Annotated in this window: 10 protein-coding genes and 1 riboswitch; of the genes, 5 read left to right on the top strand and 5 right to left on the bottom strand. The window is 46.0% G+C overall.

Annotated features, from left to right (window positions below; genetic code table 11):
* Positions 1 to 38 precede the first annotated feature (38 nt).
* The 3 genes from Q4Q46_RS03740 to Q4Q46_RS03730 all read right to left on the bottom strand — a co-directional run bounded on the left by Q4Q46_RS03740 (position 39) and on the right by Q4Q46_RS03730 (position 5,082).
* A complete protein-coding gene (locus tag Q4Q46_RS03740) occupies positions 39 to 1,385 on the bottom strand; it encodes an amidohydrolase family protein (RefSeq protein WP_311905264.1) in 1,347 nt (448 codons plus the stop codon).
* The gene (locus Q4Q46_RS03735) at positions 1,385 to 4,474 is read right to left on the bottom strand and encodes an amidohydrolase family protein (protein ID WP_311905263.1); all 3,090 of its coding nucleotides are present in this window, start codon (positions 4,472 to 4,474) and stop codon (positions 1,385 to 1,387) included. The genes Q4Q46_RS03740 and Q4Q46_RS03735 overlap by 1 nt, the downstream gene beginning before the upstream one ends.
* Positions 4,475 to 4,689: 215 nt before the next feature.
* Positions 4,690 to 5,082, bottom strand: a complete 393-nt coding sequence (locus tag Q4Q46_RS03730) for an H-NS histone family protein (RefSeq protein WP_006082339.1) — start codon at positions 5,080 to 5,082, stop codon at positions 4,690 to 4,692.
* A 310-nt stretch (positions 5,083 to 5,392) separates the two neighbouring features.
* Between Q4Q46_RS03730 and Q4Q46_RS03725 the strand changes: the two genes are divergently transcribed.
* From Q4Q46_RS03725 to Q4Q46_RS03710, 4 genes are all read left to right on the top strand, one after another.
* Positions 5,393 to 6,142, top strand: a complete 750-nt coding sequence (locus Q4Q46_RS03725; protein WP_006082338.1) for an electron transfer flavoprotein subunit beta/FixA family protein — start codon at positions 5,393 to 5,395, stop codon at positions 6,140 to 6,142.
* Entirely contained in the window at positions 6,143 to 7,069 is a 927-nt protein-coding gene (locus Q4Q46_RS03720) for an electron transfer flavoprotein subunit alpha/FixB family protein (protein ID WP_311905262.1), read from the top strand.
* Between the two features lie 95 nt (positions 7,070 to 7,164).
* Positions 7,165 to 7,361: riboswitch (Lysine riboswitch) on the top strand.
* A 79-nt stretch (positions 7,362 to 7,440) separates the two neighbouring features.
* Positions 7,441 to 9,003 (top strand): Na+/H+ antiporter NhaC family protein, encoded by a 1,563-nt coding sequence (locus Q4Q46_RS03715; RefSeq protein ID WP_261271418.1) that lies wholly within the window; start codon positions 7,441 to 7,443, stop codon positions 9,001 to 9,003.
* A gap of 164 nt (positions 9,004 to 9,167) precedes the next feature.
* The gene (locus Q4Q46_RS03710; RefSeq protein WP_311905261.1) at positions 9,168 to 10,301 is read left to right on the top strand and encodes a GGDEF domain-containing protein; all 1,134 of its coding nucleotides are present in this window, start codon (positions 9,168 to 9,170) and stop codon (positions 10,299 to 10,301) included.
* Between the two features lie 293 nt (positions 10,302 to 10,594).
* Here the strand turns inward: Q4Q46_RS03710 and Q4Q46_RS03705 are convergent, their stop codons facing one another.
* Complete coding sequence (locus Q4Q46_RS03705; protein ID WP_311905260.1) at positions 10,595 to 12,745, bottom strand: M3 family metallopeptidase; 2,151 nt, start codon at positions 12,743 to 12,745, stop codon at positions 10,595 to 10,597.
* A 203-nt stretch (positions 12,746 to 12,948) separates the two neighbouring features.
* The gene (locus Q4Q46_RS03700; RefSeq protein ID WP_311905383.1) at positions 12,949 to 15,054 is read right to left on the bottom strand and encodes a multiheme c-type cytochrome; all 2,106 of its coding nucleotides are present in this window, start codon (positions 15,052 to 15,054) and stop codon (positions 12,949 to 12,951) included.
* A 543-nt stretch (positions 15,055 to 15,597) separates the two neighbouring features.
* Between Q4Q46_RS03700 and Q4Q46_RS03695 the strand changes: the two genes are divergently transcribed.
* Positions 15,598 to 16,176: a thymidine kinase gene (locus Q4Q46_RS03695; RefSeq protein WP_012089650.1), complete on the top strand. Its 579-nt coding sequence runs from the start codon at positions 15,598 to 15,600 to the stop codon at positions 16,174 to 16,176.
* Positions 16,177 to 16,303: the final 127 nt, after the last annotated feature.

Genomic DNA, 16,303 nt, shown 5'->3' with positions numbered 1-16,303 from the left:
TAGGCTGCGCCGATGCGATATTATTATCTGAGTAAATTCTACCGCTTAAGGTACTTTTGATAAAGCTGCTGATGGCGATTATTCAGATCTATCTGCCGTCCTTCAATCCAGATAGCCTCTATCTTATTGGTCATAGGGTCGAGAATGTCCCCCTCGGACAGTACAACACTGCCTTGGTATCCCACGGCAATCGCCCCTAAATCCTCGACACCTAACAGTTTTGCTGCATCTAAGGTGATGGACTTAAGCGCTTGCTCAGGCGTTAAACCATAGGCGGCGCTATAACCTGCCGCATAGGGTAAGTTACGGCTATTCCAGTCCGATGAGAATCCAAGGGCGAAGGGAATCCCTGCATTGGTGAGCAAGGAGGGGATTTTAAAGGGCAAATCCACTGGTTCATCTTTACGCTTAGGCAGACTCAAGGTATGAGGATAAATGACCCCCGCCTTAACTTCCCTCAGGCTTGAGGCCAAGCGCCATGCATCGTATCCGCCGACAATCACCAATTTGAATTGGTATTTTTTCGTCAGGGCAATCACTTGCTCAATTTGGCCAACACTGTCGGCATGGGCAAACAGTGTCGCTTTACCTTGGTATAGCGGCAACATGGCCTGCCAGCGAAGGTTGTTGGTTGCGGACTGTGGATCTTCATCCTTGTTGTTATCTTTGCCCTTGGCTTTATCACTTAAGAAATAGCGATAGCCATCCTCAAAGGCGATATTGAGCTGGTCGATCGCCTGCTGATTTTTCTCGATGGCCTTAGTTTTCTCTTTTTCATCTTCTGGCATGCGTTTGATTTGCGGCCAATAGATATGGAATTGCCCTGCACTGGGGGCCAGCGCATCCTCAATCGTCCACGCATCAAGATTCACCAGCACCGATTGCCCAGCAATAGCATCGCCGCTCGGGACGATTTGTGCGTGGGTAATACCGTTGAAACGTATGGTCGGAATGAGCTCAGAATCTGGATTGTAAGCCGTGGCTGTGCTGATCTGCGGATTGATATAACCCACCTCGGCGTTATCAACCGTGGGGCGGCTCATTTCAATTTCGACCAAACCTAAGCTGGTGTCTAGGGCGATTAAGCCCGGATACAAGTGTTTACCGCTGGCATCGACGACTTGAGTGTCACTGGTTTCTGCGGTTGCACTGTTGATTTGGCTGGTGAGTTGAGGTCCAACGGCCGTGATCTTGCCATTTTCAATCAAGACATCAGTGTTGCTGAGCACGCCTTGACTGACTGTGTGCACTGTGGCGTTTTTAATCAGTACGCTGCGGATTTGTTTAGGTGTAGGCACGATATCGCTGGCCATCGCTGGGGCCAGCGTGGTGCAAATCGCGCCCAGTAGCGCCGCAAACAAAACGGGTTTAGATGAATGTTTCATTATTTGGCTCCCTCATGAGTGTGGCCCCATGCCTGATAGTGGGTGTCGCAGTGCCACTGTGGCTCGTTAAGTGGCGTGACTTTTTCACCCGCTTTGGCTTGATCATCACTGCTGAGAATTTTTTGGATCAGTGCGGCGCGCTCGTTGACTACGGCGAGCTGGGCGGCTTGGTCTTGGTCACGGTCAAAGTAGCGTTTTCCTTCAACCCATGCCTGCGTCACTTTGGCATAAATCGACAGTGGCTCTGCGTTCCACAGCACGACATCGGCCATTTTCCCCGGGGTGAGTGAACCCACAAATTCATCGACTCTTAATTGCTTGGCTGGATTGATGGTGACCATGTTCCAAGCATCTTCCTTCGACATATTACAATACATCATAGACTTCGCCGCTTCTTGGTTGAGTCTGCGCTGCATTTCATAGTCGTCTGAGTTTATGCTGGTGGTCACGCCTTTGTTTTGCATCAGGCAAGCGTTTTGCGGAATCGCGTCGTACACCTCAAACTTATAGGCCCACCAATCGGCAAAGGTCGATGCGCCAGCGCCATGGGCGGCTAGTTCACTCGCTACTTTGTAACCTTCGAGCACATGGGTAAAGGTTTGCACTTTAAAGTGATAAGCCTCGGCTAAGCGGATAAACATCAGGATTTCTGACTGCACATAGGAATGAATGTGCACATCACGCTGCTGATTTAATACTTCGGCCACTGCTTGCAGACGGTAACTTGGGCGCGGTGCAACGGTTTTTTTCTTATCGCTGGAGCGCAGGTCATCATAGGCTTTTAACGCATTTTCATAGGCGATGGCGGCATCGAAGGTCTCTTCAAATAACGCTTTGACTCCCATACGCGTTTGCGGGAAGCGTTGTACAAATTTCTCTCCCCAGTTGCTCTGCTTAACGTTTTCACCAAGCGCGAACTTGATACTGGCGGGCGCGTTAGCAAATTTAAGCTGCTCGGCCGTTTCGCCCCATTTCATTTTGATCAGTTGCGATTGGCCGCCAATAGGATTGGCGCTGCCGTGCAGAATTTGTGCGCTGGTGACACCGCCCGCTAAGGCACGATAGATTGAAATATCGTCGGGATTAATCACATCACCAATCCGCACCTCAGAGGTCACAGCATCCGTGCCTTCGTTGGTGCCGCCATTTATGGCGATATGCGAGTGTTCATCAATAATGCCCGCAGTAAGATGTTTACCCGTTGCATCGAGGACTTGATAGCCAGAAGGCGTACTGAGTTGCTGGCCAATTTTTTCGATGCGGCCATTGGCCATCAAGAGATCTGCATGTTCGAGAATGCCTTGCTTATCCGATGTCCACAGGGTGGCATTTTTTATGTGCAGCTTCTCAACCTTAGGCGCTTCGCTCAGTCCATAAGCGACGTTAGGGAAGGTGAGGTGACTCACTAGACTCGTGTTGGCTTCCTCCTTGGGCGCTTGATGGTCATCTTGAGTGGCATTATCAACCGCTGCAGTTTGCGCTATCGCAATACCGGCAACATTTGTGGTGCGACTCTTAGCATCGACTATTCGACCTTGAATACCGTCATCGGCCATCCACAGCGTAAAGCGGCTAAGGCCATTGATGCCTGCGGCGCTCAAATCGGCAGTAAAGCTTAATCGACCGTCATCATCTAACTTAAGTTGGGTGAGCGCGATACTTTTTTCGCCACTGCTTAAGCTGCCTTGGATTTTGGGTTTATCACCTTTGCTCACATCTTGTAGCGATAAATCCAGCGTGAGGTTATTGAGGCTCAATTGATAATCGCCCAGTAATCGTGCTTGTGGGAGTGAGCGAAGACTTTGCTCCTGACCTTGCAACCAAACACTGTAGATCTGGCCATCTTTAAAGATATTGCCCTTAGTGACGACAAAGTCTGCCATGTAACCGGGTGCGAGTTTGCCGGTAAAATCGGCGGTGCCTGTCATCTCGGCGGCTTGGGTGGTCAGTGCGGCTAAGGCTTGCTCTTCACTCAAACCTTGAGTAATGGCTTGGCGCAGGCGCGGCCAAAAAGCATCGGTCTTAATACCAAACTGCGTTAGCGCGAAGGGAATACCCGCTTTGGCAACTTTTGCTGGATTGGTTGGCGCACGTTCCCATTGTCTTAAATCCGCCAGTGACACTTCGCGATCGGCATCATCTGTTCCAACATCAGGCGCTTGCGGATAGTTTAAAGGCAAGATTAACGGGTAGTTCAGCGCCTTTAACTCATTGATGCGCGAGTATTCTTGACCATTACCGAGTAGATTGGCTGGCAGTTTATGTTCTTTGAGCAAATGGGCGGCACGCAATTGATCGTTGAGGTTTTTGGTTTCAAAAATAATTTGTTTATCGGTTAAATTATCTAAGCGTTCAAAGGCGATATTAAATTCGACTTGATTGTTTATTGCACCATTGGCCGATTTGTTTTTATTTTGGTTATACCAATTGGCGTCGGCAAAGGTTTGTCTAATAAGTGCAATACTGCCCATTAATGATGACGGATAATCTTGTTCAGATGAGCCTTTATCAAATGCCATAAAAGGTTGACTGCGGGCACGATAAATCACTTCGTTGGCGGTTTTGTCTGCTAATGACAGGCTAACACCCGTCCCTCGGAAGATTCCGTCGAGTTTGCTACTTTGCACACTCGTAAAGCCATTATTGATCCACTCTTTCGCGCGTTCTTTATTGGGATAAACGTAATTAAACCATTCTTTTTCAGAATGAATTGCGCCATTGTCTGCATTGCCGCCGATACGTTTAATATCATAGACAGGGCGAGTGAGCCCAAGTTTTGGATATTCGAACTCAATCCCATAATCGGTGAAAGGATCGATAAATCCAGGGTAAATAGTATAACCACTCAAATCGATTTTAAATGCGCCAGCGGGAATGTCACCGTGCTCAATAATGGCTTTAATTCGATTATTTTCAACCAATAAAGTGGCATCGCTTAAACGCTTACCCGGCGCAATGATTAATTCAGCATGGGTAAAAGCCGTGAGTTTATTGGAGGTTGTCCCTGTATTGATTTGGGCATATGTGGTCTGTGAGACTAAGCTAGCGATCATGCTGCAGCTTATAATTATCTTATTGTTTATCTGCATTATTTTATTCAATCGAGTGAGGGTGAATAAAGAGTAACTGAAAGCAGATGTAAATACTAAGGTTGAATTGTAACGCAATTTGAGCGGGAATGAGGCGTGGGATTTACGCTTGTCGTTTTAGATTGCAGCCAATAATGGATATAAAAAAGCTCGCAATGAATGCGAGCTTTTATGCAAATGGGTGTTGGTTACTCGAACCGCTACACCGAATTGGATTAGATTAAGAAATCTTCCATAGAACGACCTTTGTTGATCTCGTTCTTAAATACGGTTGGCATACGGCCTTGGCCAGTCCACTGAACCATTTCACCGTCAACTTCGATTTGGTATTTAGCTGGACGAGGAGCGCGTTTTTTCGCGGTTGCTTTAACAGCTACGCCACCTAAGTCATCAATTGATAAACCAACGGCTTCCATTTGTTGACGGATTTCTTCAATCTTAGCATTACGAGCTGCCATGGCCTGTTCTTCTTCCTCAGCCATAGACTCGCGTTCTACTAAAATTTTATCTAATTTGTCGGCTAAATCACGTAACTCTTCAACGCTAAGTTCTTTAACTGCTGCTTTAAAACGACGGCCGTGAGTTAATATCTCTAAAAATTCGCTCATATCTATTTTCGTCCCACTCTAATTTTTAATACAGGATAATGGTGAACAACACCTAAATGATAGAAACTAATATAGCTCGAATCAAATAAAATTATGCGTTTTAAGTAAATTAAATATTATTTATATTTTGAACTTTTCTTATTTACTCAAATAAGTGTCCAAAAAAGTAGCCGTTGCGCGGATTAAAAAATGCAAACAGGCGTTTGACTTTGGTTGACGTTAACGTTAACAGGACGTAAAGTTGCTCTATCCTGCATTGGTATTAACCAATGTTTTGTCCATGTACATGAAAGTGTAGGAAGGAAACCCTATGAAAGTATTGGTGCCCGTTAAGCGCGTTGTTGATGCCAATGTGAAGGTCAGGGTCAAAGCTGACAATACAAGTGTTGACACTGCAAACCTAAAAATGGCGTTGAACCCTTTTTGTGAAATCGCAGTAGAAGAAGCGGTTCGTTTAAAAGAAGCGGGTAGCGCTACTGAAGTGGTTGTTGTCAGTATTGGTAATAAAGCCGTGCAAGAACAATTACGTACCGCGCTCGCATTAGGCGCAGACCGTGCGATTCATATCGATACTGAAGAAGAACTGGTGCCAGTATCTATCGCCAAATTGCTCAAAGCGGTACAAGACAAAGAACAAGCTGAACTGGTGATTTTTGGTAAGCAATCTATCGATGGCGATAACAATCAAACTGGTCAAATGTTCGCGGCGCTGATGGATATGCCACAGGCGACCTTTGCTTCTGAAATCAAATTGGAAGGCCAATCTGTGCAAGTCGCTCGCGAAGTTGACGGTGGTATGCAAACCTTACTTATGCCGTTACCTGCAGTTGTGACTGCCGATCTACGTTTGAACGAACCTCGTTATGCTTCACTGCCTAACATTATGAAAGCCAAGCGTAAGCCATTAGAAGTCTTTACCGTGGCAGACTTAGGCGTGACGTTAAAGAGTCACCAAACGGTTGTGAAGGTCACTCCGCCAGCAGAACGTAAAGCAGGCATTATGGTAGCGTCGGTAGCTGAGCTAGTTGAAAAGTTAAAAAATGAAGCGAAGGTGATCTAAATGGCCATTTTAGTATTAGCTGAACATGATAATGCCGCACTGAAACTCGATACGGCAAAAATCGTCACTGCCGCCCGCGCCATTGGCGATGAAGTGCATGTACTGGTTGCGGGTCACCAATGTGGTGCGGTTGTCCAAGCTGCACAAGCGCTACAAGGCGTTAGCCAAGTGCTTGTTGCCGATGCCAGCGTGTATGAAGCGCATTTAGCGGAAAATTTTGCCAAATTGCTGGTGGACTTAGCGCCAAACTATGGCCACATTCTGGCTTCTGCTTCGAGCTTAGGTAAGGACACGCTTCCGCGTGTGGCAGCATTATTAGATGTTGCGCAAATCTCTGAAGTCATTACCGTCGTCAGTGCGGACACTTTTGTGCGCCCTGTGTATGCGGGTAACGCCTTAGCGACAGTGCAAAGCCATGATGCCATCAAAGTGATGACAGTACGCGCCAGTGCCTTTGATGCTGCACCAGAAGGTAACCGCGCGGCTGTGACGACACTCGATAAAGTGTTTGAAGCGAGAACTCAGTTTGTTTCTCAATCCTTGACGGTATCAGCCCGTCCAGAATTAGGTAATGCTGGCATTATCGTTTCTGGCGGCCGTGGTATGGGCAGTGGTGAAAACTTCGGCATGTTAGAACAACTTGCTGACAAGCTTGGTGCTGCGGTTGGCGCATCACGCGCGGCAGTTGACGCTGGCTTTGTGCCTAACGATTTACAAGTCGGTCAAACCGGTAAAATCGTTGCGCCTAACTTGTATATTGCCGTGGGGATTTCTGGCGCGATTCAACATTTAGCGGGCATGAAAGACGCAAAAGTCATCGTTGCTATTAACAAAGACGCGGAAGCGCCTATTTTCCAAGTTGCAGATTATGGCTTAGTTGCGGACTTATTTGAGGCGGTTCCTGAGCTGATCACAAGTCTCGGTTGATTTAATCTGTGATCTAGGTCACATTAAGTGGCTTTGCGGTAGCATCTGCTAAGCCGCTTATGTTTTTATGTGCCTCACGCCCGCGTACGGGCGTTCTTAGAAGTAGAGGCGCGCCAAATATTAGTAGTGATCAGTAGGGTGATTCCGTTGATCGATTGCGAAAGGATTTGGTGCCGAAGTGGTTTGATTTATCACGATCAACTGCTGGGGTTGTACCTAATAGGTGCAACACTGCCATAGTATTTTCCGATACGGATATTGGAAATAGTTACTATGGAGCGCTACTGATAGGACAGGTGACCTTGGGTATCTATTGCCTTTCCCCACCAGTTCAGTCGCCCTCCATTCGTATTTAACGAAGATAATAATCAATGACTGTTATGAATTATGCCGATTCGGCACTTTCCTTGCTGCCGCCTGCGGTGGCTATTGTGTTGGCGATCTTAACTCGCCGTGTACTGCTTTCTTTGGGGTTAGGTATTTTAATTGGTGCTTTATTGCTCAATCAATTTTCACCTGTAGCGACGGGTGAATTTGTATTTAATGGCGTTAAAGGACTTTTTTGGACGGGCGAAGGCCTTAATTCGTGGAACTTATATATTCTCGGTTTCTTAATTGTACTGGGAATGATCACAGCGTTAATTACTGTCAGTGGCAGCGCGCGGGCTTTTGCCGATTGGGCGCGTTTACATATACGTAATAAACGTGACGCTAAACTATTAACCATGTTTTTAGGTTGTGTGGTTTTTATTGACGACTATTTCAATAGCTTAGTCGTAGGTTCGGTCGCTAGACCTGTTACCGACCGTTATTATATTTCCCGCGCTAAGTTAGCTTATTTATTAGATTCTACTGCGGCACCTGTGTGCGTTATTTCACCAGTATCAAGTTGGGGCGCGTATATTATTGCACTTATTGGTGGAATATTAACGGCCCATGGTTTTGCTGATACGGGCCATTTGAGTATTTTTATTCAAATGATACCAATGAACTTCTACGCAATCTTCTCCTTGTTATTATTACTTTTCGTTGTCTTTATGGGATTAGATGTTGGGCCAATGCGCGAGCATGAACTCAATGCCCAACGTGGTAATTTATACGATGAGTCAAAAGGATTACCGCCTGGGGCGAATGCGGATTTACCTGAAGCCGAAACCGGTAAGATCTTAGGTTTATTCTTGCCTATTACAGTATTGGTATTTGCGACCCTGTATTTTATGATCAACAGTGGCGCTCAAGTACTTGCCGCTGAAGGGATTGAATTTAATATTATTTCAGCGTTTGAGAAAACCGATGTCAGTTCATCCCTTTTCTTTGGTGCATTAATCGGTTTAGCTATTTCGCTGATATTGAATTTAGTCCAAGGTGTTGAGAAATCAATGATAGTCAAAGGCATAGTGCAGGGCGCTCGCTCTATGCTGCCAGCGATTTATATCCTGTTATTTGCTTGGACTATCGCAGGCGTGATTGGCCAGCTCGAAACTGGTAAGTTTATGGCGAGTCTCGCGACGGGTAATATTCCGTTCGCGTTTTTGCCAGCGCTTATGTTTGTGTTAGCGGGTATTACTGCGTTCTCAACCGGTACTAGCTGGGGCACGTTCGGTATCATGTTGCCGATTGCTGCGGATATGGCGATGGGAAGTCACACTGGCATGATGTTACCTATGCTTGCCTCTGTGCTGGCGGGCGCGGTATTTGGCGATCACTGTTCACCGATTTCCGATACCACGATTTTGTCGTCTACGGGCGCGAGTTGTCACCATATCGACCATGTGGTCACTCAGCTACCGTATGCATTGATTGCGGCGTTTATTAGCTTAACGGGTTATGTCGTACTTGGATTTACTGAATCAGTCTCTGCGGGTTTAGTCGCGTGTGCGCTAGTATTTGTGCTCAGTGTTATTGTGCTGAAAATTAAGTCTAAAAGTGTTTAACACGTAAGTTACGACTATTTTTATTTTAAACATGTAGGCGCAATACCAGTATTTTGAATCTAGAGTTTTGTAACATTGCGAATGCATAAGCATTAAGGCACAAGCTAAGGTTTGTGCCTTTTTTCATCTATAATGAAACGGGTTATGAATAGTAAAGGATAAGTGTGCGACCTAAAAATCATGATGACTACCAGCAGGATGCACTTATTGAGTTCAATCGGGATATCACTTGGCGCATGTTTACTGGTGCCCTCATTTATGTTGCCTGCTGGAGCTGTATTGTTATTCCTTACAATGTGCTATTAGGCAATATTATTCCTTGGGAATTGATGTGGGTATGCTTTGCATTCTTGGCGTCATCTGGCGTAATTCGTTTGAGTTTTGTATATGATTTTTATGTGAAATCTAAGAAAGATCCGCATACCAATCGTTTAAGGCTTTATGTGGGATTGTTAGCCAATAGTGCCACTTGGAGTGGAGTGACTGCTTTTATTGTCTACCATCCAGAGTTTGAGTCTATGGGTCATTTCATTATGGTTATTTTTGGCATTTTATATGCCTTTATTAGCCTGAATCTCTGTATCGATAAAGTGCAATTACGCATTTACCTCATTAGCTATATTTTGCCCATTTCGATTGCTTATTTTGCCAAACAGGGGAGTGATAATGTGTATATTGCCTGTTTGCTATGGGCCTCTACAGTACCTGTTTATAGGATCGCTATGATGCACCATAGGGAATATTGGTCTTTGTTTCATCAGGCGTATTTGTTAAAAGACTACTCGGCTAAGCTCGCCGAATTGGCTCGTACCGATGACTTAACGGGTTTAATGAATCAGCGTAGTTTCAATCAGATTTTTGAACAAGAGATCCAGCAGGCAGTAGAGTCTCGTCAAAGCTATGGCTTACTTCTTGTCGATATTGACCATTTTAAAATGATCAATGACTCTTATGGACATTTGACTGGTGATCACTGTTTAAGCCAAATTGGTCTCAGTTTAAATAGATTAATCGAGGATAATATAAAGGTTGCACGCTATGGCGGTGAAGAGTTTGTGATTCTATTGCCTAATGCAACTGAGGAAAAAGCGTTGGCGTTAGCTGAAACGGTTCGCCAAAACTTGTCTGCGAGTGTTTTTCGTTTTACAGAGCGTGAGTTTACGATCACTGTTAGCGTTGGGGTGGCCGTCATTTATCCACAGCAGAGAACGGATGCACAGCGATTATTTCAATTTGCAGATGAGGCTATGTATGCTGCCAAAGCAGCGGGACGTAATCGGGTTGTGTTATATCAATAATGTTGATTATCTATCTGATTATTAAAGGGATAAATCGCTTTTGAACCGCTCTTTATTTGCCTTAAAGGCACACTCTTTACGTGTTGCATTGACTTAAAAGGATATGGCGATTTAAGTCAGTGCGTCTTGGATTCAAATGTCACTGATGCTCTGAATTGGTTAGATATTTAAGGTGATTGGTCTTAAACATAGCGGTGATAAGAATAACTAAAAAAAACAGCCAACAAATTGTTGGCTGAAGATCTATCGCCTAAAGGCATTCAATTGAGTGAAATTAGCTTGTTAGCATCAATTTAAATATTGCCATCTAGCCCGCGGCGTTTAAGTAATCCTTGCGTGGTTGGTTCTTGTCCACGGAAATTTTTGTAGGCTTCCATTGGTGCAATACTGTTGCCCACTTCACGAATGGTTTTGCGGTACTTCATGCCGATTTCACGATTGAGCCCGCCTTGGGTTTGCACATAGGCAAAGGCATCCGCCGCTAAAATCTCACTCCACATATACGCGTAATAACTTGCCGAGTAACCACCGGGGAAGGCGTGGGCAAAGTAGGTCGATTTATAGCGTGGCGGCACGGCGCTGATGTTTAAGCCGTGCTTTTTCAGGGCATTGGCTTCAAAGGTGGCCACATCTTGCAGTGGTGCATCTGGGCTTAATGAATGCCACTCCATATCCACTAATGCGGCGGCCATGTATTCCAGTGTGTCGAATCCTTGGTTAAAGCTGCCAGATTTCAGCAGTTTTTGCAGCAGTTCGTCGGGAATGGGTTTGCCAGTTTCATAGTGTTTCGCGTAGTTGGCTAACACTTTGGGATGGGCCGCCCAATCTTCTTCGAAGGTCGATGGGAATTCGACAAAGTCCCGTGAAACCGAAGTGCCCGCCAGACTTGGGTAAGTCACTTTGGAGAACATGCCGTGGGTACCGTGGCCCATTTCATGGAACATGGTGGTGACTTCGTTATAGCTGACGAATGTGGGTTCACCCTCTGGCGCCTTCTTAATGTTCATCACATTAACCACGACAGGCTTAGTGCCTTCGAGGAAGGATTGACCGACGAACGAACTCATCCAAGCGCCGCCACGTTTACCTTCACGGGCAAAATAGTCGGCGTAGAAAATGGCCATGCTTGAACCATCGGCATCAAACATTTCGTAGGCTTTTACATCTGGATGGTAAACCGGTAAATCAGGACGCGGCTTTAGGGTCACGCCATAGAGTTCTTTGAGTGTGTAGAACACGCCGTCTTCGAGGACGCGGTTAAACTCAAAATATGGTCGAATGCTATTGGCATCGAGGGCGTATTTTTCTTGGCGGACTTTCTCGGCGTAGAATTCCCAGTCCCATGGCGCCAGTTCAAATTTGCCGCCAGTCTTGTCGATCATAGCTTGAATATCGGCCGCTTCTTTCTCTGTATTAGCGACTACGGCTGGCACCATAGAGCCAAACATGCTGTAAACCGCTTCTGGCGTTTTGGCCATTTGCGGCGCTAGGCGATAACTCGCCCAGTTTTCATAACCTAATAGGGTGGCGCGCTCAGCGCGCAGTTGCGCTAAACGAGATACCAGCGACGCCGTTTCGTTTTCACCACTTAAGCCACGGTTAGCCGAGGCTTCCCAAATGCGTTGGCGCAGTTCACGGTTTTCCAGTGACGCCAATACGGGCTGGCGAGTGGTGTTGGTGATGTTGATCAGATACTTGCCATCGTGACCTGCTGCTTTAGCATCGTTTGCGGCCGAAGTGATATCGCTGTCAGTTAATCCTGCAAGCTCATTCTTTGATTCCACGATAACGGCGATTTCTTTAGTTAGGCGCAGTAAACGCTGGGAAAACTCATTGGTCAGTGTCGATTGTTCTTCGTTAAGAGCACGGATCTTCACTTTCTGCTCATCGGTCAGCTTAGCGCCCGCCATGATAAAGCGTTGATGATAGACCTCAACCAAACGCACAGCTTCTGGGGTTAACCCTAGGTTAGCGCGATCGTTATAAATGGCTTCGATGCGGGCAAATAGCGCTGGATTTAAGTTGATATTGTCCGAGTGGGCCGCCATTTTGGGTGCCATTTCACCTTGGATTTTACGCAGTTCTGGATTGCTGTTAGAACCCGCTAAATTATAAAACACACTCGATGCGCGGCTGAGCAGGGCGCCACTTTTTTCCATCGCGACAATAGTATTATCGAAACTGGCCGCGGCGGGATTATTCGCAATCGCGAGGATTTCTTGATAGTGCTCGGCCATGCCTTGCTCTAGTGCAGGTGTAAAGTGCTCATTCTTGATGATACTAAAGTCGGGCGCTTGATATTGTAGGCGACTGACTTGAAAGAAGGGGTTTTGGGCTTGTATCGACATGGCGTTAGGGGCTTTGCTTTCTGTGTTGCTACAACCTGCCATAAATCCGGCGGTGAGTGTGGCGCCGATGGCGATGGCAATAAAACGTTTACGCATAATTGAGTGACTTCCTTTGAATTGTTGTTTTTTTAGGACTGTAACGTTAGTAACTTAAATGGGACTGAAAATGGCTTGTTATCGGGCTGTGGCTAAATAAAAAGGAGTCCCGTTTTGATGAGACTCCTTTGACTATTTCCTTGCAGGGAAAATCGGTACCGCTTTTTACTGACTATTTAATCACGCGATGATGAGATGATTAATTAGCGAGTAAACTTGTGGTATTTATCAATACCAGAGCTTCTACCTGAGTTATGACATACTGCACAGGATTCAGTCGTTGGTTGTTTAAACCAATCTGCCACGCTAGGAACGCTGATCTCACCACCGTTGCTCACCATATGCGCTTTCGCAGAATCAATCGTATGGCAGGCATAGCAGTTTGCAGATACAGGGCTGGTCATCTTGCTGCCGGGTTCCAAAATGTATTGATTTGGAATTTTATCTAAATCAATCGCTTTATCATGGCAGGCTACGCAACTGGTGACAGGATTGATCGCCCCTGCACCGTTAGCCGCATTCGCTTGAGTTCCATCCGCTTTCATCTCACCGACTTTAGCGCCATTACCCCAGTGCCAGCTGTGAACCATAGGGCCAAAACCTGCGCCTAAGGCGGCTGATGTCCGCGCCATGCCGTTGTCATGGCAAGCAATACAGCCATTACCGCCGTCATCGAAGGCCCCATTTTTGTGGAACGCGGTGGCATCGTTATGACAAGTGGTACAGCTGTTAGCGCTCACTATCTCACGACGTTCGAAGCCAGAGACTTTTTGAGTCGTGACTGGGTTAACGACGTCTGAGTAGGCGGTAAAGGATACGCCCATAGAGCCGTCATAACCTGTCGCTCTTAGGCTGCCATTACTTTGATAACGTTGATTGCCATCATATTCCATCCAACCTGCGGTACTGAATGTCACGCGGGCAGAGTAAACATAGTTAGCATTCACTGCGCTGATATCCGTCAGTAAGTGACAGATATTTTTAGTGCCATCGGTGTTGTAACCATAGTAATAGTTAGTACGGTTACCTGGGCGGCCCACTAAACTGCCATTGTCATAGGCGTGCAGATAGGCACTGGCATAGACCAGCGGTTTCTTGGCATCAAACACCAGCGGATCTGAGTAGTTGAAGTTATCTTTGATACTAAAGATATTGCCATCGACATCCTTTACAGTAAGTGTTGTACACCAGCCTGGGGCGGCGACTGCGGCGGCAGCACCTGTTGGCGCATAGTGATCTGTTTTCGTTGATATATCATCGACTTTAACTGGGGCCGCTAATGTGACCTTGTACTTAGCGTGTATAGCTTGGCGTTCAGTAATGCCAGACTTGCCTTCATGCATAGTACGGACATCGGCACCATTACTTGGGATAATAACGCCTGGTACACCACCACTATCATGGCAATCGATACAACCGGGTCCTGCTAGGTTAATGTTAGTTGGGGCTTCAACGTGACAGGATGAACAGTTTTGTACTGAAAAGTCTTTAGTAAAATCTTGGTGATTGATATGACCAATTTTAGATAAGGTGTTTGTCGTATAGCCACCCGTAGAGAAACCTTCCGCATTGACCACTGCGCGACTCACTGAGCCGTGACACACTAAGCAGCCTTCTACGAAGGTGACTTCACCGTCCATACCGGTTGCAACATAGCTTGCATGGCGACGAGGACTTGTGGCGTAATCGACGTGACAGGAATAGCAACTATCGGTTGTGGTGGAATGAGTGCCTTCGGGTTTATTGACCACTAAGGGGGCCGAACGTGCGATACCTGTTGCGCTATTGCCGCCAACGCGTAACCACACAATGCCTTCAGTACTAGGATTGACGCCTAACATTGGGGCCACAAAAGTGTAGTGACCGTCGCCTAAAGAGGTCAGTGTCGCACCTTCAGTCGCTTGAGTTGCCGCGCCACCAATATGCACATTATCTGCAATGCCATTGAGATCATTTTCGGTACGGTTATTAATGAAACCCTTATCGGTTAACGCCGCGACTTTAGCCTCTGCGTTTTGCAGGCCGTTGATTAAATTATTATTCTCATCGGTAATTTCAAATTCGTAACTGATACTGCCTTCGCCAAAGCTGTAGCTGATCACTTTGACTTTCGTCAGCGTTGAGCTGGTGACTGGCGGTGGTGTTCCAGGTTCTCCAGGGGTGCCTGGCGTGCCAGGTGTTCCCGGAATACCTGGCGTGCCTGGTGCGCCATCGACACCATCTTTGCCATCATCGCCACAACCAACAAGAGCACCAGTTAGTGCTAGAGCCACTAAGTATGCCAGTTTTCTAGAGGTGAAAATTCTCATCATTATCTCCATTTGATCCAATATGCGCATAAAGGACGGAGTGGAGCACTAAAGTTTGCAGGGTAGATTAGTGCTTTGACCGTTAGCTTTAATTTGCAAGCTATCGAATACTTTCTTTTTTTAAATTGAGCACGTTTTGTCTCGAATGAAATATTACTGTTAACAAGATGTTTGTTTTTTTGAGCGCAAGCCCATTAACACTTAATACTTTGGAGGTAGATCTCACTTTTGAAATTTAGCTTTATTTACTATTTCCTTATAAAACAGTATTTAAGGTTAAATTAAGCTTGTGTTAACAAAATTTAATCATTTGGTGGCTGGTGATGGCTTTTATCGTGCTAAGGATTAAATAAAGTGAGCTGGAGTTGGTTAAGTCGACGATGGGAGAGTAAAACGCTGGATAAGTCAGCGCAGTTGCAGTAATTCATGATAAAAGCTTAGTCGCTGCTAGTGTTCTGATGTGAAGCGCAATGTTAGACTAGCGGCCAATTTGGCTCCGATGGTAGACGCGTAAGCGCTAACGTTTTTTAAAGGGTATAAGTCTTGGCTCAATTGTATTTTTATTATTCGGCGATGAACGCTGGTAAATCCACTTCCTTATTACAGTCATCCTATAACTATCGCGAACGCGGTATGAATACCTTAGTGATGACAGCCTCCATAGATGACAGATATGGCAAAGGTAAAGTGGCCTCGCGCATCGGCATTGAAACGGATGCACAGGTTTTTAGCAGCCAAGATGATCTGACTCAGATGATTAGCGATGTGCATCAAGCCACACCATTAAGCTGTGTGCTGGTGGATGAGTGCCAGTTTTTGAGTAAAGAACAGGTTAAGCAGCTGACGCATGTGGTCGATAATATTGATATTCCTGTACTCTGTTATGGTTTAAGAACGGATTTCCAGGGCGAACTCTTTAGCGGCAGTCATTATTTATTAGCTTGGGCCGATAAGTTGGTTGAGCTGAAAACCATTTGCCATTGTGGCCGTAAAGCTAACATGGTGGTTCGCCTCGACGGCGAGGGCAAAGTGATGCGCGAGGGTGAGCAAGTGGCGATTGGTGGAAATGAAAGCTATGAGTCCGTTTGCCGTAAACATTTTCGTGAGTTCATCTGGGATTAGTCTTTGCTAGCTGGGCGTTGCTGGCGGTGAGTTTTTTGTGTGGCTTAATGGATTAATGTCTTGTTTTACTGAGTGGCAACGGATTTGCTGAGTTGCATGAAAGATATTTATTTTAGTGTTTTTTTGG

The sequence above is a fragment of the Shewanella vaxholmensis genome (assembly GCF_031932135.1).
GTDB lineage: Bacteria > Pseudomonadota > Gammaproteobacteria > Enterobacterales > Shewanellaceae > Shewanella > Shewanella hafniensis.
This window is presented reverse-complemented; position numbering and strand designations above follow the sequence as displayed.